At 53.7% G+C, this 20,784-nt stretch carries 26 protein-coding genes and 1 tRNA gene; 15 read left to right on the top strand and 12 right to left on the bottom strand.

Going from position 1 to position 20,784, the window contains the following annotated elements; all coding sequences use genetic code 11:
* Positions 1-22: 22 nt before the first annotated feature.
* Both ACZ5ER_RS07675 and ACZ5ER_RS07670 read left to right on the top strand, forming a co-directional pair.
* Positions 23-1,042 (top strand): L-threonylcarbamoyladenylate synthase, encoded by a 1,020-nt coding sequence (locus ACZ5ER_RS07675; protein WP_464934157.1) that lies wholly within the window; start codon positions 23-25, stop codon positions 1,040-1,042.
* 37 nt (positions 1,043-1,079) lie between these two features.
* A complete protein-coding gene (locus tag ACZ5ER_RS07670) occupies positions 1,080-2,285 on the top strand; it encodes a hypothetical protein (RefSeq protein WP_464934156.1) in 1,206 nt (401 codons plus the stop codon).
* Here ACZ5ER_RS07670 and ACZ5ER_RS07665 read toward each other — a convergent pair.
* On the bottom strand, positions 2,272-2,694 hold the full coding sequence (locus ACZ5ER_RS07665; protein ID WP_050003367.1) for a hypothetical protein: 423 nt from the start codon (positions 2,692-2,694) through the stop codon (positions 2,272-2,274). The genes ACZ5ER_RS07670 and ACZ5ER_RS07665 overlap by 14 nt on opposite strands.
* An 81-nt stretch (positions 2,695-2,775) precedes the next feature.
* On the opposite strand from ACZ5ER_RS07665, the gene ACZ5ER_RS07660 reads away from it, so the two are divergent.
* Positions 2,776-3,480, top strand: a complete 705-nt coding sequence (locus tag ACZ5ER_RS07660; RefSeq protein ID WP_464934155.1) for a nucleotidyltransferase domain-containing protein — start codon at positions 2,776-2,778, stop codon at positions 3,478-3,480.
* Positions 3,481-3,485: 5 nt separating this feature from the next.
* Here the strand turns inward: ACZ5ER_RS07660 and ACZ5ER_RS07655 are convergent, their stop codons facing one another.
* The 4 genes from ACZ5ER_RS07655 to ACZ5ER_RS07640 all read right to left on the bottom strand — a co-directional run bounded on the left by ACZ5ER_RS07655 (position 3,486) and on the right by ACZ5ER_RS07640 (position 8,142).
* Positions 3,486-4,502 (bottom strand): M42 family metallopeptidase, encoded by a 1,017-nt coding sequence (locus ACZ5ER_RS07655; protein WP_464935156.1) that lies wholly within the window; start codon positions 4,500-4,502, stop codon positions 3,486-3,488.
* Positions 4,503-4,547: 45 nt separating this feature from the next.
* Complete coding sequence (locus tag ACZ5ER_RS07650; RefSeq protein WP_050003364.1) at positions 4,548-5,045, bottom strand: hypothetical protein; 498 nt, start codon at positions 5,043-5,045, stop codon at positions 4,548-4,550.
* Positions 5,045-7,603 carry a hypothetical protein gene (locus ACZ5ER_RS07645; RefSeq protein WP_464934154.1) on the bottom strand — a complete coding sequence of 853 codons (2,559 nt, stop codon included), beginning with the start codon at positions 7,601-7,603 and terminating at the stop codon, positions 5,045-5,047. The genes ACZ5ER_RS07650 and ACZ5ER_RS07645 overlap by 1 nt, the downstream gene beginning before the upstream one ends.
* A gap of 83 nt (positions 7,604-7,686) precedes the next feature.
* The gene (locus ACZ5ER_RS07640; RefSeq protein ID WP_464934153.1) at positions 7,687-8,142 is read right to left on the bottom strand and encodes a hypothetical protein; all 456 of its coding nucleotides are present in this window, start codon (positions 8,140-8,142) and stop codon (positions 7,687-7,689) included.
* 260 nt (positions 8,143-8,402) lie between these two features.
* Here ACZ5ER_RS07640 and ACZ5ER_RS07635 point away from each other — a divergent pair, with 260 nt between their 5' ends.
* Genes ACZ5ER_RS07635 through ACZ5ER_RS07620 form a run of 4 tightly spaced genes read left to right on the top strand, consistent with a single transcriptional unit; the run spans position 8,403 to position 11,803 of the window.
* Positions 8,403-9,392 (top strand): TFIIB-type zinc ribbon-containing protein, encoded by a 990-nt coding sequence (locus ACZ5ER_RS07635; RefSeq protein ID WP_464935155.1) that lies wholly within the window; start codon positions 8,403-8,405, stop codon positions 9,390-9,392.
* Positions 9,393-9,396: 4 nt separating this feature from the next.
* The gene (locus ACZ5ER_RS07630; RefSeq protein ID WP_464934152.1) at positions 9,397-10,293 is read left to right on the top strand and encodes a zinc ribbon domain-containing protein; all 897 of its coding nucleotides are present in this window, start codon (positions 9,397-9,399) and stop codon (positions 10,291-10,293) included.
* 18 nt (positions 10,294-10,311) lie between these two features.
* The gene (locus ACZ5ER_RS07625; RefSeq protein ID WP_464934151.1) at positions 10,312-10,806 is read left to right on the top strand and encodes a hypothetical protein; all 495 of its coding nucleotides are present in this window, start codon (positions 10,312-10,314) and stop codon (positions 10,804-10,806) included.
* Position 10,807: 1 nt separating this feature from the next.
* Positions 10,808-11,803 (top strand): SPFH domain-containing protein, encoded by a 996-nt coding sequence (locus ACZ5ER_RS07620; RefSeq protein WP_050003358.1) that lies wholly within the window; start codon positions 10,808-10,810, stop codon positions 11,801-11,803.
* 199 nt (positions 11,804-12,002) lie between these two features.
* Here the strand turns inward: ACZ5ER_RS07620 and ACZ5ER_RS07615 are convergent.
* The 4 genes from ACZ5ER_RS07615 to ACZ5ER_RS07600 all read right to left on the bottom strand — a co-directional run bounded on the left by ACZ5ER_RS07615 (position 12,003) and on the right by ACZ5ER_RS07600 (position 13,555).
* Positions 12,003-12,080, bottom strand: a tRNA-Met gene (locus ACZ5ER_RS07615).
* 74 nt (positions 12,081-12,154) lie between these two features.
* Positions 12,155-12,775, bottom strand: coding sequence for a transporter permease (locus ACZ5ER_RS07610; RefSeq protein ID WP_464934150.1), 621 nt, complete (start codon positions 12,773-12,775; stop codon positions 12,155-12,157).
* Positions 12,776-12,801: 26 nt separating this feature from the next.
* Positions 12,802-12,996 (bottom strand): SLC13 family permease, encoded by a 195-nt coding sequence (locus ACZ5ER_RS07605; RefSeq protein ID WP_464934149.1) that lies wholly within the window; start codon positions 12,994-12,996, stop codon positions 12,802-12,804.
* Positions 12,997-13,330: 334 nt separating this feature from the next.
* Positions 13,331-13,555 (bottom strand): hypothetical protein, encoded by a 225-nt coding sequence (locus ACZ5ER_RS07600; protein ID WP_050003357.1) that lies wholly within the window; start codon positions 13,553-13,555, stop codon positions 13,331-13,333.
* A 303-nt stretch (positions 13,556-13,858) separates the two neighbouring features.
* Here ACZ5ER_RS07600 and ACZ5ER_RS07595 point away from each other — a divergent pair, with 303 nt between their 5' ends.
* From ACZ5ER_RS07595 to ACZ5ER_RS07585, 3 genes are read left to right on the top strand one after another with little or no spacing between them, the layout of a single operon-like run.
* Complete coding sequence (locus ACZ5ER_RS07595; protein ID WP_464934148.1) at positions 13,859-15,019, top strand: aconitase X catalytic domain-containing protein; 1,161 nt, start codon at positions 13,859-13,861, stop codon at positions 15,017-15,019.
* 9 nt (positions 15,020-15,028) lie between these two features.
* A complete protein-coding gene (locus ACZ5ER_RS07590) occupies positions 15,029-15,421 on the top strand; it encodes a DUF126 domain-containing protein (RefSeq protein WP_050003355.1) in 393 nt (130 codons plus the stop codon).
* Positions 15,422-15,461: 40 nt separating this feature from the next.
* Positions 15,462-16,745: a site-2 protease family protein gene (locus tag ACZ5ER_RS07585; RefSeq protein WP_464934147.1), complete on the top strand. Its 1,284-nt coding sequence runs from the start codon at positions 15,462-15,464 to the stop codon at positions 16,743-16,745.
* Here the strand turns inward: ACZ5ER_RS07585 and ACZ5ER_RS07580 are convergent.
* Positions 16,738-17,298: a hypothetical protein gene (locus ACZ5ER_RS07580; RefSeq protein ID WP_227738695.1), complete on the bottom strand. Its 561-nt coding sequence runs from the start codon at positions 17,296-17,298 to the stop codon at positions 16,738-16,740. The two genes, ACZ5ER_RS07585 and ACZ5ER_RS07580, sit on opposite strands and share 8 nt — an antisense overlap.
* A 123-nt stretch (positions 17,299-17,421) precedes the next feature.
* Between ACZ5ER_RS07580 and ACZ5ER_RS07575 the strand changes: the two genes are divergently transcribed.
* From ACZ5ER_RS07575 to prf1, 5 genes are all read left to right on the top strand, one after another.
* Entirely contained in the window at positions 17,422-17,643 is a 222-nt protein-coding gene (locus ACZ5ER_RS07575) for a class III signal peptide-containing protein (protein WP_464934146.1), read from the top strand.
* Positions 17,644-17,723: 80 nt separating this feature from the next.
* On the top strand, positions 17,724-17,915 hold the full coding sequence (locus ACZ5ER_RS07570) for a class III signal peptide-containing protein (protein ID WP_050003351.1): 192 nt from the start codon (positions 17,724-17,726) through the stop codon (positions 17,913-17,915).
* Positions 17,916-18,020: 105 nt separating this feature from the next.
* Positions 18,021-18,578, top strand: a complete 558-nt coding sequence (locus tag ACZ5ER_RS07565; protein WP_464934145.1) for a HEAT repeat domain-containing protein — start codon at positions 18,021-18,023, stop codon at positions 18,576-18,578.
* A 10-nt stretch (positions 18,579-18,588) separates the two neighbouring features.
* Entirely contained in the window at positions 18,589-18,834 is a 246-nt protein-coding gene (locus ACZ5ER_RS07560) for a pro-sigmaK processing inhibitor BofA family protein (protein ID WP_050003349.1), read from the top strand.
* A gap of 64 nt (positions 18,835-18,898) precedes the next feature.
* Positions 18,899-20,146, top strand: a complete 1,248-nt coding sequence (gene prf1 / locus ACZ5ER_RS07555; RefSeq protein WP_464935154.1) for a peptide chain release factor aRF-1 — start codon at positions 18,899-18,901, stop codon at positions 20,144-20,146.
* A gap of 55 nt (positions 20,147-20,201) precedes the next feature.
* Here the strand turns inward: prf1 and ACZ5ER_RS07550 are convergent, their stop codons facing one another.
* Both ACZ5ER_RS07550 and ACZ5ER_RS07545 read right to left on the bottom strand, forming a co-directional pair.
* Entirely contained in the window at positions 20,202-20,420 is a 219-nt protein-coding gene (locus ACZ5ER_RS07550; protein ID WP_464934144.1) for a type II toxin-antitoxin system RelE family toxin, read from the bottom strand.
* Entirely contained in the window at positions 20,417-20,635 is a 219-nt protein-coding gene (locus tag ACZ5ER_RS07545; protein WP_050003346.1) for a DUF5646 family protein, read from the bottom strand. Before ACZ5ER_RS07545 ends, ACZ5ER_RS07550 begins: the two co-directional genes overlap by 4 nt.
* Between the last annotated feature and the right edge of the window lie 149 nt (positions 20,636-20,784).

The raw sequence follows: 20,784 nt of genomic DNA, 5'->3' as shown, positions 1-20,784 counted from the left end.
CGGCATCTCGCTGGGTGGGAGCATGACGATTGTGATAAACATGCGAGACGGAGTTGACGAGAGAAAGATTAAGGTCGCTGCAAGGCTGATCCTCGAAGGAAAGCTCGTCGCGTTTCCGACCGAGACCGTCTACGGCCTGGGAGCAGACGCGCTGAATGAAGAGGCCGTGAAAAGGATTTTTGAGGCCAAGGGAAGGCCAGCTGACAACCCCCTCATCGTCCACATAGCTGATTTCAACGACCTGAAGAAGCTCGCGAGGGAGGTCCCGAAGGAGGCAAAGCTTCTCGCCGAGAGGTTCTGGCCAGGCCCCCTGACCATCGTCCTGCCGAAGAAGGACGAAGTCCCGCTCGTAACCACCGGTGGTCTTGATACCGTCGCTGTGAGGATGCCGGCCCACGAAATAGCCCTCGCTCTGATAAGGGCGAGCACTCCCGTTGCGGCCCCTTCCGCCAACATAAGCGGGAAGCCGAGCCCGACCCTCGCGGAGCACGTTGTTGACGACTTCTACGGCAGGATTGAGGCAATAATAGACGGAGGGCCGACAAAGGTTGGGGTCGAATCAACAGTCATAGACCTCAGCTCGGAGAGGCCAACGCTCCTCAGGCCCGGAGGTCTCCCCCTGGAAGAGATTGAGGCCGTCATAGGACCGGTTGAGATTCACCCCGCCGTCAAGGGAAAGAACGCTGACCTCGCGAGGGCCCCCGGAATGAAGTACAAGCACTACTCTCCAAACGCCCAGGTCATAGTTGTTGAAGGGCCGAAGGAAATGGTCAGAGAAAAAATCAGGGAGCTCGTCAGAGAGTACCGCTCGAAGGGCTACCGCGTTGGGGTTATGGCGACAGAAGAGTTCGAGGCCGACGAGTTCTACCACCTCGGAAGGACGGTTGAAGATGTGGCCAAAAACTTATTCAAGGCCCTCAGGGAGCTCGACAGGCGCGGAGTTGACGTCATAATCGCGGAGGGCGTCGAGGAGAGGGGCCTCGGCCTTGCGGTCATGAACAGGCTCAGGAAAGCCGCGGGCTACCGGATAGTCCGGGCTTAGGCAACCCTTAAATATTGCCTGGGTTAAATCACTCTGAGTGAGTTGGGTTGGGGTGAGGATATTGATTTCGCCGGGTATTGACTCTTCACCTGAAGAGCTTGAGGAGTTGGGGTTCAAATATATAGATGAGGGAAAAACGAAGGAGGGCCTCAAGCTAATCCTCAGGGCGGCCAAGGGGTATGAAGAGAAAGACGATAAGGAGAACGCCGCGAGGCTGTACCGCTATCTCGGCTACTTCCTTGCCAGGCGCGTTGGAATCGAGAAGGCCAAGCCCTCACTCCTCAAGAGCACTTACCTCTACATAGACCTCATTGAGGAGGAGATTTCAAAACCTGAAGTGGACATAGACGTCCTCGACGAGTACTGCTTCCGCGTCCTTGAAGTGTTTGCAATGCTAAACGACACCCGCCTACTCACCAAGTATGCCTCCGAGTTCGCCGGCATATACGAAGACCTCGGGGAGTCCTACGAGAGTGCAGAAGACGTAACCTTTGCAATCAGAGCCTATGAGTCGGCCTTCAGGTACTACAAGCTTGCGGGTCTGGAAGACGGGGCCAGGAAGATAGCTGAAAAGCTCATCAGCCTTTACGGCCAGATAGCGGAGGCAAAGCTCGGTGAGGGCGACATTGGGGCGGCGGCAGATGCCTTCTACGAGCTGGCGCGCTATACGAGGGTCATATTTGGCTACGATGCCCACTTCAAGGAGATGATGGACACCGCCGCGAGGAACTACGAGAGGGCGAGCAAGCTGGCCTACTCTGAGGGAGACCTCAACGGAACCACGAGCTATCTCGTCAAGGCCCAGTATGCGTACCTTCTGGCCGGAAACAGCGGGAGGGCAAAGCTGATAGGAATAAACACTGTCAGAATGCTCAACCAGGTCATTAGCGCCCACCGCGCCTCTGGAAACGACAAGATGGCGTCTGAAAAGCTCATGGAAACTGCAGAGGCGTTAATTGGGGTTGGAAAGCTTGAAGAAGCCATGGGTGCCTACAAGAATGCCCTTGAGCTCGAGGGTGGGCTCAAACACAGAACCCGCATCAGGCTGGCGGTTGCCAAGGTTTACGCCTCTCAAAAGGGCTCGGAGGAAGTTCTTGAAAAAGTTGACTTGGTGGAGTTCCACCTGAAGAAGAACAACCTCCACAAGGCATTTGACATCGTTGATGGAATACTCCTTGAGAAAGAGGAGCTTACAGAAGCAAGAAGAAAAATACTGGAAGCAGAGGGAATCACTGAGTTCTGAGTTCCGCCCTCGGAACTGGGATGTGGTACGGAAGGCGCATCTCCTTGGCGATGACGGTCAGCATGGGCAATAGCTGGACTGAAAGGAAGTTAATAACTTCCACAAAGAGACGGGAGTCCACTTTCTTCTCTTCTTCCCATATGTTCAGGATTTCATCAGTCTTGTCCTTCTGGGGAGGAAGGTATAGTATTGAGCCTTCAATAACTGCCCGGGCTATCTGGGGGTTGTATGAAATCTCATAGGCAAACAGGACTTCGATTCCAGTTACTTTTCCAGTGGGCGTTCTCACTTCGCCGAGGCGAAGCTCCTTGATCCTTGGTGAGAGTTTAACCTCAACCTGTCCGGATGCAATGTTCTGAGCATCCCTCTCAACATCAACCTTGGTTATGTTGTACCCTAACACCGGCATCTTTTTCACCACCTCGAAGTTTACCGGGCTGTATAAAACGCTATCGGTAGGCCTTTAAAAGTTTCGGATAAAGTTTAGTTGATGCCGCGGGAAAAAGTAGTCCGTGTGTGGGACGAGAGGGAAGTTGTCTACACCCCCAAGAGGTGGCGCTACCTCTGGGAGAAAAGAGAAAAGGCCCTGAAAATAATGGAGCGCCTGAGCCAGTTCGACCCCCTGCTCTACGGCAGCGTAGCGAGGGGGGACGTGAGGCGGGACAGCGACATTGACATTTTCATTCCAATCCGGGTTCCGAGTTACCTCATCGAGCTCGCCCTTGAGGGCCTCGTGGGGAGAAGGAGGATAGTCATGGCAACCCCCTGGCACCTGATAAAGGGAGTAATTGAGATAGACGAGGAGACGACGGTAACGTTCCCCCTAATCGAGCCGACCGACAGGGAGCTTGAGTTCTACCGCTGGGGAGGGGCGATTGATTTATGGGGTGTCAAGACTAAGGAGCGCGTCCCAGGCGTCAACAAGAAGCTGATTCTGATAATTCCCACCGAGAAGGGCCACATCGAGCGCGAGGTCGTTGGGAGGGAGAGCGAGGTCGCTAAAATCCTCAGCGTGAGCGTGGATATAGTTACCGAACGCGTCCATGTTCTCACGAGGAGAGATTCAATTGGAAGGACGGGGATTTACCTCAACGAGGAAGTCCCGGACTGGATGAGCTTTGAGGAGGCCCTAAAAATAATCGCCGACCGCGACCCGAACGTGAGGAAAAAGGTGAGAGAGCGGGGGGGCGTATAGCGCTATCAGGCCCATTTCTCCTGGATATACGCCCGTATAAGCTCCTTCGTAGCGAGCAGACCCTTGACGTGAGTCCTCTCCATCCCGTGGCTCGCGTGGACGCCGGGCCCGATGAGGGCAACGCGGAAGTCCCAGCCGGCCCTTAAGGCCGCGGAACCGTCTGAGCCGTAGTAGGGGAAGACGTCAACCACGTAGGGAATGTTGTTCTTCTCTGCAAGCTCTATGAGCTTGGTCGTCATCTCGTAGTCGTAGGGCCCGCTTGAGTCCTTGGCCGCTATTGAAACGGCCGTTTCCTTGCCGGCAACGCCGTCTCCGACGACGCCCATGTCAACGACAAGGAGCTCTTTTGTTGTCGGCGGGTAGCCCGCGGAGCCGCCGTGACCGACTTCCTCATAGGGCGAGAAGAAGAACGCCACGGGGAGCTTTTCGAGGGTCTCGGCACCTAAATCGAGCATTAAGTCAATCATCACAGCCACGCTCGCCTTGTCGTCTAAAAAGTGGGCCTTGACGAAGCCGTTCACGTACTCGAACTTCGGGTCGAAGGCTATGAAGTCGCCCGGCCTTATGCCGAGCTTCTCGGTGTCCTCCTTCTTCTCGACCTCGACATCGAGGCGGATATACATGTTTTCCTCTGTCCTTTCTTTCTTTCCCGCGTCTTTGTTCACGTGGACACTTGGGTTCTTGAGGAGGAGCGTTCCGCGGTAGCGCTTCCCTGAGCGGGTTATTATCGTGCAGTATTCGCCCTCAAAGGCCGGTAGGAGAAGCCCACCGATGCGGGTGAAGCTTAGATGCCCGTTGGGGAGGATTTCTCTGACCATCGCGCCGAGGGTGTCAACGTGGCCCGCTATAACGAGCTCCGGCTCTGGGTGGTTGTAGGCGAGCAGGGCCCCCTTGTTGGTGTAGCGGGTCTTTATCCCTGCCTTGTCGAGCGTTTTCTCAATGTGTGCGAGAACCTCCTTAGTGTAGCCGGTCGGGGAAGGAATTTCAAGGATTTCTCTCAGAATCTCAACGACGCGCTCCATCGAAACCACCATTAAAAGAAAAATCGAAAGGGATAAAAAGCTATCTCAGAAGACCCAGAGCCTCGCTTCCTTGTACTCCTTGAAAGGTATTGCCTGGAGCGTGGGCTTTATTTTCTCAAACGTTTCCGTGGCGACGTAGAACTTTATCGAGCCATTGGGGGCTTTAAGCTCGACGGGAGTCTGGCCGTTGGCCTCGTTGCCCAGAAGGCCCTTTCCTCGCTTTACTGAGGTCTCTTCAACCCTTGCCACAAAGCTTCTGGCGCTCTCCCTGGCGTAGTCGTCTATGTGCTCCACGAAGTTTGGGGGAAGCTCAAGGGACGACAGGTAGTTCCTGACTGCCTCTTCGTATTCCTCCCTAGCTTTGGCGGCGGTGTAGGTTGAGATGTACGCTCCCCCGTACATCAGGCCCCTTTTGAGGGCGTCGCCCCACGTCCCTTCCTTCATCCTGATGTAGTAGACCTTGTCCCCTACTACCGCCCATATTCCGAACTTGGGCTTTCCCCTTGCTATTTCCTGTACGGGAACTATTAACTGGGCATCCATCAGCTACCACCTCCTTGTATTTCGAAGTTGTAGAAGGAGCCATCAGCTCCCAGGCCAAGAACCTTAATCCAGTCCCATTCCGGCCTGTAGTCAAAGGTGAACTTCACAAGCGGTGCCGGGAGGTAGAACGTCTTCCTGAGGGCGAACTCGTAGGCCCGCTTCTGGTCGTTCCACGTGTGCTGGTAAACCGGGAGCTTTCCGTCACTGAGCGACAGTGCTATGAATTCTTCACCACCGTAGTCCCCGTAGAGGCCGACGACGTTTGATATGGAAACGTAGGATCCCTTCTCGACGGTCATCGTTTTCTCGGTGTCCGAGTAGTCCGGCGCAAGGCCGTAGAGCTTGCCGTTTGAGTATGCGAGCAGTTCGTTCAGGTACCAGTAGTGGTAGGCACCAATCAAATCCACGCGGTCGTCTATTCTGTAGATGTTCGTGTCCTCCCCATAGTGGCCAACGGGATTCGGAACGAGGTAAGTTCCCTCATCGGTTAGAACGACAATGAAGTCGTCCGCTATGTATGGGTTGACCTCCCTTATCCTGTCTGGCAGGCTGTAAACCCTTGGCTCGACCGTTATGCTGGCCCCTTCATCCCACATCTTGTAGGCCGTATCAGAATCATAGACATAAATTCTGAGCTCGTTGTCCTTCCATGCATAGAAGAGGTAGTTCGACCAGAAGTACTGGACGAGCACTCCAGAGGCGTCAAAGTCGTAAACGACGTCACTCTTGAAGGTGTTCCATTCTACATCATTACCGGAGTGCCACTCAAGGCCCATCAGTACGTGGAGCTTTCCGTTCTCGTCAACCATAGCCGCGTAGTCTCCGTTAGGTATCGCGTAGTATAGTTTAGTCTTTGTGGGGAGGACGGTTATCCTCACACTCCCGGTATCGTGCGGGTCTATGTTGGGGTTATCCGTTTTCCCGTCGAAAAAGTCCTGGTCCCAGGGGACTATCCGGATGACCTTATCACCGTCAAGGAGGAATAAGGTGTTTTCATAGCCGTACGGGAAGTAGTAGAGCCTGCCTGTCCTTGGTGTTATCTTTATCCCGCGGTAGCTGTAGCCCTCTTTGGCGTAAACGAGCCCTTCCACCGTGTAGGCGTTTTCAAGGAAGTTTTTGAGCTGGTCTTCAAAAGAAGCCTCTGTTCCCTGCCCGCTTTCCGAAGTTCCTGTTGAAGTACTCCCTCCCGATTCTCCTGAGGTTCCTGATGAAGTTCCCGAGCCCCCTGACTCTTCGGCCGTGCCTTCGGATTCACCACTCTGAGATTCACCCGTTTGCTCGGTCTTTAGAACCTCGAACAGCCTGTAGTACTTCCCATCATCGCCCCAGAAGGCTATGACCCCCACGTCCCAGCCGTCAATGTGGCCGGAGGCCCACACCGGCTTGACTGGGAGGTCGAGATACCCGACCAGGGTCGTTTCGTGATAAGTGAAGTCGAAGGTGTAGAAGTAAGCCCTGTTTCCTTTCAGCGCCACGAATTCAACCCCACTGCTCGGGAGGTAGACGTAAACGCTCTCGTACCCTTCGAGCTTAATCTCAGCCTGATAATCATCGTCGAGTTTTCCGTCCTCGAAGACCATCAGCTTGAGGGTCTTCCCGTCGTAGACCGAAACAAGGTCGTAGTCACTTCCTTCATCAAGGGATAGCTGGGCGTTTTCACCGACGTCAACTTCCGCTGAGACCTTAACCCCCTCCGGGCCATCAACGGTATTTATGACGTAGAGCTTTCCGCCACTCAGGACGTAGATGCCCTGCTTTCCAACCAGCACGTCCCTTACGTTGTCAAATGAGAACCTTTTGGCTTCGGCTTTCTGGCCTTCCCCCTTCGTGAAGTCGAGGAGATTCTCGTAGTCCCAGCCAATTACGTAAACCTCGTTGCCGTTCCATGCGACGTAATAGACGTACTCATCGTCCTTTTCGGAACCCGCCGCCACGTGTTTAACGTTCAAATCCCAGCTCTCGACCCGTTTGGTCTTGTAGAAGTAGACGACCTTCCTGTCATCTTCGCTCGGCCAGCTTTTCCTCTCGTCCAGGTCGTACACGATGAGGTAGAGCTTTCCGTCGGCCCCAACGGTTAGTATCGAGTCCTGCGGGCCGGCGAAGGTGAACTCCACTCCTTTAACTGGCATCTTGAGCACGATGAAGGGATAGACCTCTAAGGTGCCGTCCGTGTACACCTGTGAAAAGCTCTCGTCTGAGTACTGATAGATGTAGAGGTTTCCCCCCGAGTAGAACATCGGGGCGTAGTCAAAGAGTGTGTTGTAGGCGTTGCCGTTGCTCACCCATGAAGAGCCGTCAACGTGGACCGTTATTCCTTTGAGGCCGTTCTCGTTGAATAGCTCAACGTGTCCTCTCTGGCCGATTTCTTCGAGGTTGCTGATTTTCTCCTCTGTTGATGTTCCTCCAGTTCCTCCCGATGTACCTTGATTTCCTCCGGCCGTTGTTTGCGGGGAAGTTCCAGTTTGCCCTCCCCCGGTGGACTTCTCGCTCGTTCCGCCCATGCAACCCGCTACCAGTACCACCCCTACTATCAACAACGCTATTAGGGCTTTCCTCAATCTGCCCACCCCCAACGGTGAGTGGAAAGAAAAGAAAGCACATTATCTCCAAGATGGCCAACCTGCTTGCTGACCTGAACTTTTTACTTTAGAATCTCCCCCACTTCGGCCAGCATCTTCTCGTAGTCCGCCTCGGTCATGCGTATCTTGACCTTGTCCCCCTCCCAGAACGTCACCTCTTTTCTTTCTATCGTTTCTTCCTCCTCTCTTGAGAAATCGAACCAGTCTATCTCCTCTTCTTCCTCGTCATACTCATCGTAGGGCTCTATTTCGCGGTAGCACTTTACAATGATCTTCTTTTTCCGCGATTTCCGGAAGATCCCAACCTCAACCTCTTTGACGGTGACGTCCTCTATGGTGAACCAGGCTGAGGTGCTGTACTTTCCTCCGTATTTTGTGTCCGCCTCTATCTCAACTCCGTAAGGCCTGAGCTTCTCCCACTTTTCGGCCAGTTCCTCGGCCGGTATCTTGAAGGTCTTGTGGCGTACGGATTTAACAAAGCTGGAAGCGGCACTCTTCAGGGAGTCCATAAACCCCATTTTCTACGCCCCCTTAGTGGGTAACCGGCCTCAAAATAGCAAAAGAGGCCGGAGCATAACTTTGTGGTTTAAACAATATGATTGAGCTCAGGGTATATTCCCCTATGTTAATTTCTTTTTAGTGTATTAGTGCTATATTACCTTTTCTCTTAATCATCCTATTGATATCTGTATGATGTTCCCCGCTTTTAATCTCGGCATTGCTCGATTTGCACAAATCCTAAATACTAAGACACACTACACTCTAAGAAGTGGTTGACATGGGGGCCCTTGCGTTTAAGTGCGAAAGGTGTGGTGCACCCCTTGAGGTGTCACCCGAAACCATTGTAGCTGTCTGTCCCTACTGTGGCTTTCCAAACCACGTCAGCGGCAACATCAAGACCGAGGAGATATACATTGTCCCATCCATCGATAAAAACGCCATAGCACGGGCCTTCTGGAGGGCAGTTGATGATGACTTCGACCTCAAGAGTATTAAGGACGAAATCCAGATAGTCGGTATAGAGGGCCACTATTCCCCCCACTGGACGGGTTTGGTGCACGTCTATGGAACCGTAAGGTACATGAAACGTGAGGAGGAGTGTCACACAGATTCAAAGGGAAACACACACTGTCAAACGGTAGAAAGGCACTATACGGAGAGGGTTGACGAGAACCTCCGTCTTCTCGGATCGGCCAGACGGCAGGTAAAGAGCTTTGGTGTCGATGACCTAATTATGCACTACTCCAAAACGCGACCCGACGACAGGAGGCTTCTGGACCTCGAAGAGGGGGAATGGGAGCGCATAAAACTTGAGATCCTGAACACGGAAATGGACGAACAGCAGGCAAAGCTGATAATGCGTGAGGATGCAATAGACGTCATCAGAAACCGCTTTCTAGCGAAGTCTGACAAGATAGAGCGCTTCAATATCCATGCCGATGAGCCGAAGAACGTCAGGCTGGTTCTCTTGCCCATGTGGACGGTCTACTACCGCTATGGGAACTCGATATTCCAGACGGTCTTCGCGGGCTGGGACGGGAAGAGGGTCGCCGCGACCGAGCCGATGAACGTCTTCAGGCAGGCCCAGTACCTTACAGGTGCAGGGGTGGGGATTGCAATAGCATCCTTTGGGGCGGCGCTGTTCTCAAGCTCCCCAGTCTTCGCGGTGTTGGCCATAGCTGGCGGCTCGGCACTGGGTTGGTTCGCGGGTAGCAAGGTGCTGGAAGGACAGAGAATTGAACGGGAGCGGAAAGGCGTCCTGGGGTGATAGCATGGAGGTCACTTGTCCCACATGCTCTGCAAAGTTTAAGGTTCCCGACACGGTGAGCGTTGCCACCTGCCCCTACTGCGGAACCACATTCCACGTTCACACCGGTGAAGAGAGTCGGGTTGACCACTTCTTCTTCCCGCCCATGAGGGAAGACCCGGCAGGGCGGCTCCTCAAGTTCCTTTCGAGACAGTACGGGGCCCCTGCTGACATAGTGGGTGCGAAGGTCACGAAAAAGGAGCTCCACTGGGTTCCAGTGTACTTCTTCTACCTCCACGGGAGGAGCAAGAGCAATGAGACAGTCGAGGAAGTCGAGTTCTTTGGCATTCCGGCGGGGTCGCCCTTTGTAGCTCTCTTAACAGAGTATCCGTTCCCGATCAGGGGAAAGCGCTTCTTCGATGATAGTATAGTGAAGAAGGGAAAGTACTACGAGCCCGACCTGGACAGGGAAAAAGCCGAAGCGATAGCACGCTCAAGGCTTGAGAGCGCTTTGAAAAAGGAAGCCAGCGAAGAAAACTCATACGCCGGTGAGCTGGAGCTAACCGTGAAGTTCCAAGGATTGGTGCACTATCCCCTCTGGGAAATCCACTACGAGTACGGGGGCGAGAACTTTGTCAACTTCGTGGACGGGACTGATGGAAGGGTCATTAGAGGGGAGTACCCCCTTATGAGCGATGCCCGAAAGAAAGCAACGCTCCTTGGCGCCGGAGTGATAGGTACCGGATTTGTGCTTGGTCTTCTTGCATCAGCGCTGACAGGAAGCCTCTGGGGTTTGGTCGGAGGACTGGCAGGTGGGTTTGCAGGCGGAGCTGGAATCTTTACGAAAGGTTCTGTTAAGAAGAGAACCATAAGCGAAGTAATCAAGGCCGGTAGAGGTAACGTTTATTTCCAACCGGCATGAAGTATGGAGGTGAACCGTATGGGGAAAGAAACTTCCATAGTTGAAAAGCTTGAGCTCATAATCCCCGGATTTCACGGCTACAAGAAGAGGGAGCTTATAAGAGAAGACGATATGCTAGTCAGGGGAAAGGTCGCCGACACCTTGGCCCAGGCGAAGAGGGAACTCGAAAGGGCACTCCAGAGGTGTGCAATGGTAAATTGCCAGCAACTGATGGGGATTGAGAACTTAAGAAAGAAGCTCATGATGCTTGAGAGCAGGATACGACATGCCGAGGCGGGCTATCGGGGCTACTTCGACAGGGTCAAGTTCAAGGAGAAAGAGCTCGAACGGCTTCTCGAATACGACGCAAAGATGATTGAAATGGCGGAGGATATACTAAACGAAGCCAAGAACATAAACGCACAGGCTGCCAATCCCCAAGCTCTGGGAATGGCCCTTTTGAACCTTGACGACAAGCTCGTGAACTTTGAGGAAGTTTTGAGCCGGAGGATGAGCTTCGCGGCGGGTGAGTGAAATGGTTCAGGTTATAGAGTGGGTCAACCCAGGAGAAGACGAGATAATCTGGCGCTACCCCAACGAGGTCATAAAGTGGGGTGCCCAGCTGATAGTCCATGAGTACGAAGTGGCAGTCTTCATGCGCGACGGTAAAATCTACGACGTCCTCGGGCCCGGAAGGCACACGCTGACCACTCAGAACTTACCGCTTCTCTACAAGCTCGTTGGTGGCTCAAACAGCCCCTTCAAGGCAACGGTAATCTTCGTCAGCATGAAGCAGTTCCAGGGACGCTACGGAGGAGAGACCCAGACTAGGGAGCTTGCCCCAGTCAAGTACTACGGTGTCTACTGGTTCAAGGTCGCTGACCCGGTGCTATTCATAACCGAAGTCGTTGGTGGCCAGAGTCTCTACGACACCCAAGACGTCACCAAGTTCATCAGGGCATACTTCAACGAGGGCATGATGAAGCATCTCTCGGCTTATTCGATAGTTGACCTCTTCCAGAACCTTGACATGGTGAGCACGCAGGTCAAGGTCAAGCTCATGGAGGACTTCCGCAGGCTGGGACTTGAACTGGTTGATGTGAAGATTGAAGGGGTAAACACCACTGACGAGTGGCGCCAGAGGCTCTTCTGGCTCATGCAGACTGGCAACGCTCAAGCGGTTATGCAAATGGACACTGTAAAGCAAGTCGCGGCCGAGCTCGGCAAGAGCCCTGGTGCCGGAATGGGGACAGGTATGGTTCTTGTTCCCCAGCTCTTCCAGCAACCTGCCCAACCGGCCCAGCCGGCTCAGCCCTACGCCGGCGCTCCTCCGGCTCCTCAGCAGCCCCCGCAAGCCGCTCCCGCCCAGCCGGCGGCGCAGCAGGAAATCTGCCCCTACTGCGGCAAGCCCATTCCACCGGGAGCGCGCTTCTGCCCGTACTGCGGACACGAAATCAAGCGTTGCCCCAACGGCCACATAGTTCCGGAAGGAGCGAAGTTCTGTCCGGTCTGCGGGGCAAAGATTGAGTGAGTTTTCCTTTTTACACTCTTTTTACATTACCATCTGTCGGTCTTTAAGAATCGGAGAGTAGGCCTTGTCTTCTTTCCTGAGAAGACCACATGATGAGCTGTAGTGACCACTTTGCGTGATCCTACTAAAAAGCACAAAACCGTGAGTTGGCACTTATAGAATAAACCCCAAACACTTAAGCACACAGCTGAAGAAAATCTGGTAGCGGGGGGAGGATTTGAACCTCCGACCTCCGGGTTATGAGCCCGGCGGGCACTCCTAGCTGCCCCACCCCGCTGCTCGACCCGTTATTTACTACCCCAAAGCTGATTTATAAAGTTTACGGTTCATAACTTCGCAGGATTCGAGATATTAAAAAAGGGCTAGAAGAACCCCTGAAAGCAAAAGGGTCACGGAGAAGTACGGGATGGAGATGCGGTGGAAGTCTTTTACGCTAACCCTTGCTATCCTGAGTGCTATCAGGTTTGCCAGGGAACCTATGACGAAGCCGTTGCCTCCAACGTTGACCCCCAGAGAGAGCGGAAGCCACTCCGGTTTGCCGGCCAGAAGGAGAACCGTTGCAGGGACGTTGCTGAACAGCTGGCTGAGGACGGCGGAAACGAGGAAGAGTTCAGAGCCCTCCCGGGGAAACTGCAGGCCCGCGTCCTTTAGTAGAAATGCAAGCTCATTGAAATCAACGAATATGAAGACGAAGGTCAGAACAAGCGCCCAGTCGAACTTCCTGAGCACTTCCCTGCCAACTAGGAGAAACGCAAGGGACGTGAACATTAGCGCAAGTGCTGGCCTCCCTGTTCTAATCAGGAGCACATCGGCTATCAGCGAGACAAGGGAAACGCCAAGGAGGGCCTTTTTGAGAGTAACTGACGGAACCCATTCAGTCGAGAGCCCCCTGTCTTTGATCCTCAGAGCGAACGCAAAAAGGACGGCGAGCCAGAGCGAAACGAAGGGGAGCATCGAACTGGTGAACTCCACGAATCCGAGGCTGTAGTTCTGCCATATTATAATGTTCTGGGGTTGCCTATTGGAGTCAGAGCGGAACCCACGTTTGCGGCGATAGCGGAGAGCGCCACGGCCCTTCCAGTGTCCACACTGGCGAGCTCTGAGGTCGCAACGACGAGAGGAATAAAAATCAGCACTGCGGTATCGTTCATGATAACGGTCGAGGAAAGCGAAATCACAAGAATGAAGAGCATTACATTTTTCTCCGAAAGCCTCGCTCTTTAGGGGGGATGCAGTAAACTGCCCAACGAGCACTAAATCCCCGAAACCCTTTTAAACCTTACCAGCGTAATAGGGCCTTGAAGAGGCCACCGAGAAAAAACCCTACTCGAAGGGGTTTCGTTAGTGCCTATCCGTTTGGATAGGCGACGCCGTTAGGCGTCCACATTCCACGCTGACTGGTGTGGCCGTAAAAACATTGAAAGAAAGGTGGCCTTTGAGCAATAACCCCAATCCGGATTTGCCGGTAGGGGTAACGGGCCGAAGACCCGGCCCGCGGGCTGAACCGAAACCGGCAACGGGAGTAGATTATGAGCCCGCAAACCTCCCCATCAATGGCGAGGAGTTAAGCCGAACCCTCGCCCTAGCTGGGAAGGAGGTCAGAAGCCCCGTTATCGCGGAGATGCTCTTCCAGTCTATAAGCTGTGGAGTCCTGCGTGGGAGGCCGGGGTCGAATACAGTCAGGACTAAGTAAAGTCCAATAAGCGCCAGGAGGAACCATTCACGCGGGATTATACATTTAAAGCGTCTCATGACTCACTCTCCCGCCTGCTGAGCCGCGGGGCCTCATCTTGTTCCTTGTGAAAAGCACGGAAGCGGTGGGTTATAAGGCTTTCTCGCAGGGCCCCGAAAGCCCCACGATGAAGATGAGGGTGGGAAAGTTGTCCGCTACGATAGTTTCGCATGTTTTAAAAGTAGCGGATAACCAGAATGGAACTGGGAGAGTGCCATCGGCTAACCTCTGCATTCTACTGCCCGCGGTCTGCTGTGAGAACTCACCAACAACACAGACAACACTTTATAACCCTCAGGTCCCCAGTTATTTCAGGTGGTGCTATGTACCTGACAAAGGAGGAGGAGCTCATTCTGGCAGGGGAGTATGGGTACGCGCTCCAGAAGGCTATGGAAATCCTGGTCGCCCTTGGGGACATCTACGGTGCAGAGCGCCTGATACCAATAAAGAGCGCCCAGATTGCGGGCGTCTCCTACAAGAACATCGGCGACGCCGGCATTGAGTTTCTGAGGGACTTCGCTGATGCAGGTGCGAAGGTAAGCGTTTACACGACCCTCAACCCGGCTGGAATAGGCGATGACGAGTTCATGGAGAAGCAGAGGGAAGTCCTCGAACTCTACCGAGCGATGGGGATAAAGGTAACCTCAACTTGCACGCCCTACTACGGCGCAAACCTGCCGAAGTTCGGCGACCACCTGGCCTGGAGCGAGAGCTCGGCGGTGAGCTTTGCAAACTCCATAATCGGGGCGAGGACAAACAGGGAGGGCGGGCCGTCGAGTTTGGCTGCAGCTATAGTAGGGAAGACCCCTGAGTACGGCCTCCATCTCGACGAGAACAGAAAAGCCACGATAGCGGTTAAAGTGGAAGCGAACGTGAAACGCTTCGTTGACTACTCGGCCCTCGGCTACCACCTCGGGAAGGCCCTCGGGAACGACGTCCCATACCTAACGGGGCTCAGGCCTGAGAGCGTTGACCACCTCAAGGAGCTTGGGGCATCTATGGCCGCGACCGGCTCGATAGCGCTGTACCACGTCGAGGGCGAGACGCCGGAATACAGGCACGCGGTTGATGACAAGATTGAGACCCTGACCGTGGAGGAGAAAGACCTTATGGCCGTCAGAGAGAGCTTCTCGGACGACTGGAGCGAAATAGACATGATTCTAATCGGCTGTCCTCACGCCTCACTGGTGGAGATTAAGGAGATAGCCGAGCTCCTCAGAATGCGCGGAAAACCCCTCAGGATTCCGCTCTTCATTACCGCGAGCAGAACCGTAAAGGCCCTGGCGGATTCTCTCGGCTATACTGAGGTCATAGAGCGCTACAACGGCAGGATTGTCGCGGACTCATGCTTTGTTGTGTCGCCGATTAAGGGCTGGTACAGGGGCATAGCGACCAACAGCGGGAAGAGTGCCTTCTACTTCCGCTCGTTCGGCTTCAGCGTGAGGCTCGACGACGCCGAGAGGCTCATAAAGGAGGCCCCGTGAGGTGGGAGCATGAAGCTGAAGGGGAAGAAAGTGGTTGGAGGAAAGGCCGAGGGCGAGCTGATAGTCTCGCAGAAACCGCTCTCCTTCCTCGGCGGGGTTGACCCCGAGACCGGCATCGTTACAGACGCCGAGAGCGACATAAGGGGCCAGAGCGTAGCGGGCAAAATCCTTGCGTTTCCGCGCGGGAAGGGTTCCACCGTTGGCTCCTACGTAATCTACGCCCTCAAGAAGAGCGGAAAGGCTCCAAAGGCAATAATCGTGGAGGAAGCGGAAACAATAGTCGCGACCGGCGCAATAATAGCGGGCATCCCGATGGTTCAGGGGATAGACGTCTCGAAGCTGAAGAGCGGGATGAAAGTTAGGGTGGACGCGGATTCTGGGGAAGTTGAGGTCGAGGAGTAACTTTTTAACTGCCCTTTCCATTTTAGTCCAGGAGATAGCGATGCCGAGGGGAATCTACGAGTGCTTAAACTGCGGCTACCGCGAAGAGAGGGACTCCAGGGAGCCCCTCCTCGAAGGCTCGTGCCCCCGCTGTGGGGGCGATATGATCCTCGTGGGCTATGTGGAAGAGAAGGCCGGAGAGGCAGTTAGCCAGTTGTCCAAGCCGGTACAGCCCAGCCCGGCCCCTGAGAGGGAAGTTCCGCACCTGCCTCCTGAAGTCGAGTCCAAACTCAGGACGTTCTATAACCTCAGGTTTGCGGGGTTCGACGGCAGGGTCTTCGTCTTTGAGGTTGATGAAATCCTTGAATCCAACTTTGAGGTCGTTTTGAGCGAGATGGAGAAGCTCGGCTACTGGTGCGCCCTTAAAAAGCGCCACGGAAAGGTTCTCCTCCTGGTTTTCCCGGCCGGCGAGGTTAAACCCGACAACCGCTGGCTTCCCTGGGTTTTTCTGCTTGCGACGCTCGTCACGACGTTTTTCTCGGGCTACCTCCTGGCCCTGAACTACATTGGAGTCCTTGATTACTACAACCTGCCCGGCATGAGGAACCCATACCTCATAGCGCTCTCGTTCTCGGCCAGCGTTATGGCAATCCTTGGGACGCACGAGCTCGGCCACAAGATTGCCGCGGCGTACCACGGCGTCCGGGCGACGATGCCCTACTTCATACCATTCCCCTTCAGCCTCATCGGGACTCTGGGTGCTGTCATAAGGGTCAAGTCTCCCCTCCCCACGAGGAACGCGGCGATAGACCTGGGGGCCAGCGGGCCGATAGCTGGCTTTCTGGTCGCGCTCCCCGTCACGGCTATAGGCCTCAAGCTCTCAGTGGTCGTGCCTCCGGAGATGGTGCCTGCCACGGAGGGAGGCGTCTACTTCGGGACCAACCTCCTGTTTGAGCTTATGACCAAGACCGTGCTCGGGATCCCTGAGGACTACGTGATATTCCTCCACCCAATTGCAATGGCAGGCTGGGTTGGACTGCTCGTCACGTTCCTCAACCTAATCCCGGTTGCCCAGCTCGACGGGGGCCACATCTTAAGGGCCTTCATAAGCGAGAGGGCCCACAGGATAGTAACTTACGCGGCCGCGTTCATTCTCATCGGAATGAGCTACCTGTGGAGCGGGTGGTTCATCTGGGGCCTCCTCGTGCTGTTCATAGGCTCTGCCGGGAACCCCGGGGCACTGGACGAGGTGTCGCCAATATCAAGGACAAGAATACTCCTTGCGGTGCTCGTGGCGGTTATATTCGTGCTCACGGCGACACCGGTGCCAATATGGACTACTTAGATTTCCCTGCCTCTTTCAATATCTGCTCGATGTCGTAGTATATGCTGTCCCTGGAGACCCCGAAGACCCTCGCGAGCTCGGAGATGTTGAGAACCTTCGGGTTGTAGTCAAAGGCCTCAAGAACCATCGCTATCAGCTTTCTCCTTTCCTTAAGGGTGTACTTGCCAACGGGTTTTTTCTCCTCAAAAACGTTGTAGACAACGACCCCAACGGCATAGGTTCTCCTGGTAACAGGTGTGGTGTAGGTTTTCACGTCAAAATCAACGATTTTGGCCCCCTCCGGCATGGTGGAGTTCAGCTTTTCAAGGGTTTTGTTAATGGCGTCCTCCCTGTTTTTTCCTGAGGAGAACTCGGCACGGACGACCTTGCAGGCGTTGATAGAGTGGTCAATCGCTAGGACAACACCGAGGTTCATAAAGGCTCCAAAGCTCAGCTGTATCTTTGCAGAATTTACAAAACCTGGCACGTCGCGTAAAACATTTTCTGATTTTTTGTTGATTTCCTCGATGCAATCCTCAATGCTTGCAGATTCGCAGTGGAAGCTTAGTAACATCAATGAGCACCTCTTGGATATAGTGCAATATTGGGTATGGTTCTCCCCATTATTGGGGAGAAAGATATATAAGCTTTTTTGGGGCAATTTATGGTTGAAGTAATCCTTTGGAGGTGGTTTGCCATGAAGAGGAAGGCCCAGGGTGCAATTGAGTACCTGTTTATGATCGCCGCGGCGCTGGTTATAATCCTGATAGTTGTTAGGCAGCTCCAGGGCAAGGGCGAGAGTGCCAAGGATACTGCTAGCCAAGCTGAAACCGAGATAAACAACACCCTCGGCGAGATGATGGGGAACAACCAGCAGAGTGGTGCCTCTGGTAATGGCACTGGCAATGGCACTGGTTGATGATCCTGGCGGATTATCTATGGTTGAGTGATAATGTTATTTTCTGTTTTTTTACTTTCAACATCCTGCAGGTGCCAGCAATGAAAAGGAGTGCTCAGGCTTCAATAGAGTACGTTTTTATGGTGGCCATCGCCTTAGTCTTGATACTCTTGTTCCTGCGCACGTTCTTTGATCCCCGCACTGGTACCGTCCGCAAGGTGGGGAAATTCCAGAATGATACTGAGGCTAAAATCTCCGATGAGATGGATAAAGTTATTAACGAGCAAGATTAATGCCCGGCCATCGTTTTAGAGGCTGTCCTTCCTAATGTTTGGAGCATTTGAGACAAAAAGTTTAACTATAACAAATGACTCAAGAGTTCTTCAGAGGTGACTCCTATGGCGTTCCTCTCCTTCGGCTCAAAAAAAGGCAAAATAAAAAAGCTCATTGAAGAAGAGCACTTCGATGAGGCCGTGGCGCTGGCAATCAAGGATAAAAAGGCACTTGAAGGCCTCATTGAGCTCCTCGATGACAACATGCCCGGAATCCGGGGGGATGCTCTCCTAATCCTTGGAATGATCGCCCAGCAGAATGGGGAAGTTCTGGGGCCGCACATAGAGAAGATACTCCCCAAAGCCGTGGAGCTCACCAAAAACAGGAACCCCTACGTTAAGGAGAACGCGATGGTTCTCTCCCGTGAGCTCGTCCTCAGGTTCCCGACCAAGGCGAGTGCACTGAAAAACACCATTCTCAATGACCTTATAGACGAGCTTAAAGAAGGTGACAAGAACACCAAGGCCTTCGCCCTGATAATGCTCGGCGAGCTCAAAGCTGAAGAGGCCAGACCTTATGCCGAAGAGCTCGTGGACGTTGAGGACAAGGTGATACTCCCCTTTGAGGGCAAGAAGTGGGTACCCCTCGGCCAGATAGCGAGGGAAACCCTTGAAAAGCTCTGAGGTGGTGCTAATGCCCAATCTGATTCTCTTTGTGATTTTTCTCTTTCTCCTCGCAATCGTCGGGTGGATAGTGCTTAAACTCACAATAGCAGTCCTTAAGTGGCTCGCGGTCAACGCGATTACCGGCCTCATAATAGTGGGTGTCCTCAACTTCCTGGGAGTCACCCACGTCCCCATAAACTGGCTGACACTCCTCATACTCGCCGTTGGGGGAGTGGTCGGCGCGTTTATCCTCATACTCATCTCCCTCCTCTAACTCCAAACCTTTATAAAGGCCCTTTTCTTGCCTATTTCAGCGAGAGAAGGTAGGGGTGATGCTCATGTCTCACAAGTCTGCGGAAATGTATGAGCTCAAGAAAAAGGTCGAGGAGCTGAAGGGCTATCGAGGCCGCGCAACCGAGCTCGTCAGCCTCTACATCCCGGCAGGCTACGACATAAACAAGGTCATGCAGCAGCTTAGGGAGGAGTACGGAACAGCCCAGAACATCAAGAGCAAGTCCACCCGAAAGAACGTCCTCGGTGCCCTCGAAAGGGCAATGCAGCACCTCAAGCTCTACCGAAAGACCCCTGAGAACGGTCTCGCCCTTTTCGTCGGAAACGTGAGTGAGCAGGAGGGAGTCAGCGACATAAAGCTCTGGGCGATCGTCCCGCCCGAGCCCCTCAACGTCAGGCTGTATCGATGTGACCAGACTTTTGTTACCGAGCCCCTTGAGGAGATGCTCCGCGTTAAGGACGCCTACGGCCTCATCACCGTCGAGAAGAACGAGGCCACGATAGGCCTCCTGAGGGGCAAGAGGATAGAAGTCGTTGAGGAGCTTACTTCAAACGTCCCCGGAAAGACCCGCGCCGGTGGTCAGTCGGCGAGGCGTTACGAGAGAATCCGTGAGCAGGAGACCCACGAGTTCATGAAGAGGATAGGCGAGCACGCCAACAAGGTCTTCCTCCCGCTTCTTGAGAAGGGTGAGCTGAGGGGAATCATCATCGGCGGCCCCGGACCGACCAAGGAGGAGTTCGTCGAGGGCGACTACCTCCACCACGAGCTCAGGAAGAAGGTTATCGGTGTCGTTGACATCAGCTACCACGGTGAGTACGGGCTCAGGGAGCTCGTGGAGAAGGCCAGCGACATACTGAGGGACCACGAGGCAGTCAAGGAGAGGAAGCTCATCCAGGACTTCTTCAGGCACCTCGTCAAGGACACCGGAATGATAACCTACGGTGAGAAGGAGGTCAGGAAAGCCCTTGAGCTCGGAGCCGTTGACACGCTCCTCATCAGCGAGGGCTACAACAAGGTTAGGGTCAAGGCTAAGTGCAACAACTGCGGCTGGGAAGAAGAGAAGACAATGAGCGAGGGGGAGTTCCAAGTCTACAAGAAGAAGCTGACCCACTGCCCCAAGTGCGGCAGCCAGAACATAACCTTCGAAAAGTGGGACGTCGCGGAGGAGCTCATCAAGATGGCAGAGGAGAGCGGTGCAGAGGTCGAGATAATTTCCCTTGACACCGAGGAGGGCCAGCAGTTCTACAAGGCCTTTGGTGGACTTGGAGCGTTCCTGAGGTACAAGATTCAGTGAGCTACTTGTACGCATCTTCTCTCTTCTTTAAACGATGTATCAGAACCAAGCGTTTTTACCAGTTAACAGAATAAATCACCCTGTAATCTCCGATTCTAACCCGATATATGTCCAAATCAGCGGAACCCTTTATCTTAACAATATCAAACCTGTCCCTCGGAACTGCTTCGTATCTAAGGGCCTCTTTTAACTCCAAGAACTTCCTCAGATTGGCCTTTGGGAGAGATTTAACAGCTTTAACTACTTCCCGCTTTATTTTGACCTCAAAGGTCATAAGTCGTCCTCCAAGAGATCTTCGAGGTCATCTGCGTTAACCCATTCCTCCTCGTGGAACTCCCGGGCTTCTCTTTCTATCTCCTCAACTTCCTCGGCCGAGAGCTCGTTCTTGACCAATGGAACAAGCAGAGCTTCAAGACGCTGAACTTCTACCTTTAGACGCTCAAGCTCTTCCATAACGTGCCTTACGGTTGCCTCACTAACCCTCTCCATAATCTCACCTCCCTGTGGTTCTCACGGAACTATTTCTATTTTTCGCTTAGTGGCCTGATAAGTTCCTTCAGAACTCAGCCCAGCACCTCAACGAGCAGTTTTCTAATCATCGTCCCGTCTGAAATGGAGAACTATCACACCGCGCATAA

This window comes from Thermococcus marinus, assembly GCF_055389025.1.
This window is presented reverse-complemented; position numbering and strand designations above follow the sequence as displayed.

Bases quoted from the DNA above. Each gene is read 5' to 3' on its own strand.
- ACZ5ER_RS07595 (WP_464934148.1), top strand. From the start codon at position 13,859: ATGTACCTGACAAAGGAGGAGGAGCTCATTCTGGCAGGGGAGTATGGG.
- prf1 (WP_464935154.1), top strand. From the start codon at position 18,899: ATGTCTCACAAGTCTGCGGAAATGTATGAGCTCAAGAAAAAGGTCGAG.
- ACZ5ER_RS07570 (WP_050003351.1), top strand. From the start codon at position 17,724: ATGAAAAGGAGTGCTCAGGCTTCAATAGAGTACGTTTTTATGGTGGCC.
- ACZ5ER_RS07550 (WP_464934144.1), bottom strand. From the start codon at position 20,420: ATGACCTTTGAGGTCAAAATAAAGCGGGAAGTAGTTAAAGCTGTTAAA.
- ACZ5ER_RS07560 (WP_050003349.1), top strand. From the start codon at position 18,589: ATGCCCAATCTGATTCTCTTTGTGATTTTTCTCTTTCTCCTCGCAATC.
- ACZ5ER_RS07655 (WP_464935156.1), bottom strand. From the start codon at position 4,502: ATGGAGCGCGTCGTTGAGATTCTGAGAGAAATCCTTGAAATTCCTTCC.
- ACZ5ER_RS07625 (WP_464934151.1), top strand. From the start codon at position 10,312: ATGGGGAAAGAAACTTCCATAGTTGAAAAGCTTGAGCTCATAATCCCC.
- ACZ5ER_RS07665 (WP_050003367.1), bottom strand. From the start codon at position 2,694: ATGCCGGTGTTAGGGTACAACATAACCAAGGTTGATGTTGAGAGGGAT.
- ACZ5ER_RS07660 (WP_464934155.1), top strand. From the start codon at position 2,776: ATGCCGCGGGAAAAAGTAGTCCGTGTGTGGGACGAGAGGGAAGTTGTC.
- ACZ5ER_RS07575 (WP_464934146.1), top strand. From the start codon at position 17,422: ATGAAGAGGAAGGCCCAGGGTGCAATTGAGTACCTGTTTATGATCGCC.
- ACZ5ER_RS07590 (WP_050003355.1), top strand. From the start codon at position 15,029: ATGAAGCTGAAGGGGAAGAAAGTGGTTGGAGGAAAGGCCGAGGGCGAG.
- ACZ5ER_RS07630 (WP_464934152.1), top strand. From the start codon at position 9,397: ATGGAGGTCACTTGTCCCACATGCTCTGCAAAGTTTAAGGTTCCCGAC.
- ACZ5ER_RS07585 (WP_464934147.1), top strand. From the start codon at position 15,462: ATGCCGAGGGGAATCTACGAGTGCTTAAACTGCGGCTACCGCGAAGAG.
- ACZ5ER_RS07635 (WP_464935155.1), top strand. From the start codon at position 8,403: ATGGGGGCCCTTGCGTTTAAGTGCGAAAGGTGTGGTGCACCCCTTGAG.
- ACZ5ER_RS07580 (WP_227738695.1), bottom strand. From the start codon at position 17,298: ATGTTACTAAGCTTCCACTGCGAATCTGCAAGCATTGAGGATTGCATC.
- ACZ5ER_RS07640 (WP_464934153.1), bottom strand. From the start codon at position 8,142: ATGGGGTTTATGGACTCCCTGAAGAGTGCCGCTTCCAGCTTTGTTAAA.
- ACZ5ER_RS07545 (WP_050003346.1), bottom strand. From the start codon at position 20,635: ATGGAGAGGGTTAGTGAGGCAACCGTAAGGCACGTTATGGAAGAGCTT.
- ACZ5ER_RS07565 (WP_464934145.1), top strand. From the start codon at position 18,021: ATGGCGTTCCTCTCCTTCGGCTCAAAAAAAGGCAAAATAAAAAAGCTC.
- ACZ5ER_RS07675 (WP_464934157.1), top strand. From the start codon at position 23: ATGACGATTGTGATAAACATGCGAGACGGAGTTGACGAGAGAAAGATT.
- ACZ5ER_RS07600 (WP_050003357.1), bottom strand. From the start codon at position 13,555: ATGAGACGCTTTAAATGTATAATCCCGCGTGAATGGTTCCTCCTGGCG.
- ACZ5ER_RS07605 (WP_464934149.1), bottom strand. From the start codon at position 12,996: ATGCTCTTCATTCTTGTGATTTCGCTTTCCTCGACCGTTATCATGAAC.
- ACZ5ER_RS07650 (WP_050003364.1), bottom strand. From the start codon at position 5,045: ATGGATGCCCAGTTAATAGTTCCCGTACAGGAAATAGCAAGGGGAAAG.
- ACZ5ER_RS07620 (WP_050003358.1), top strand. From the start codon at position 10,808: ATGGTTCAGGTTATAGAGTGGGTCAACCCAGGAGAAGACGAGATAATC.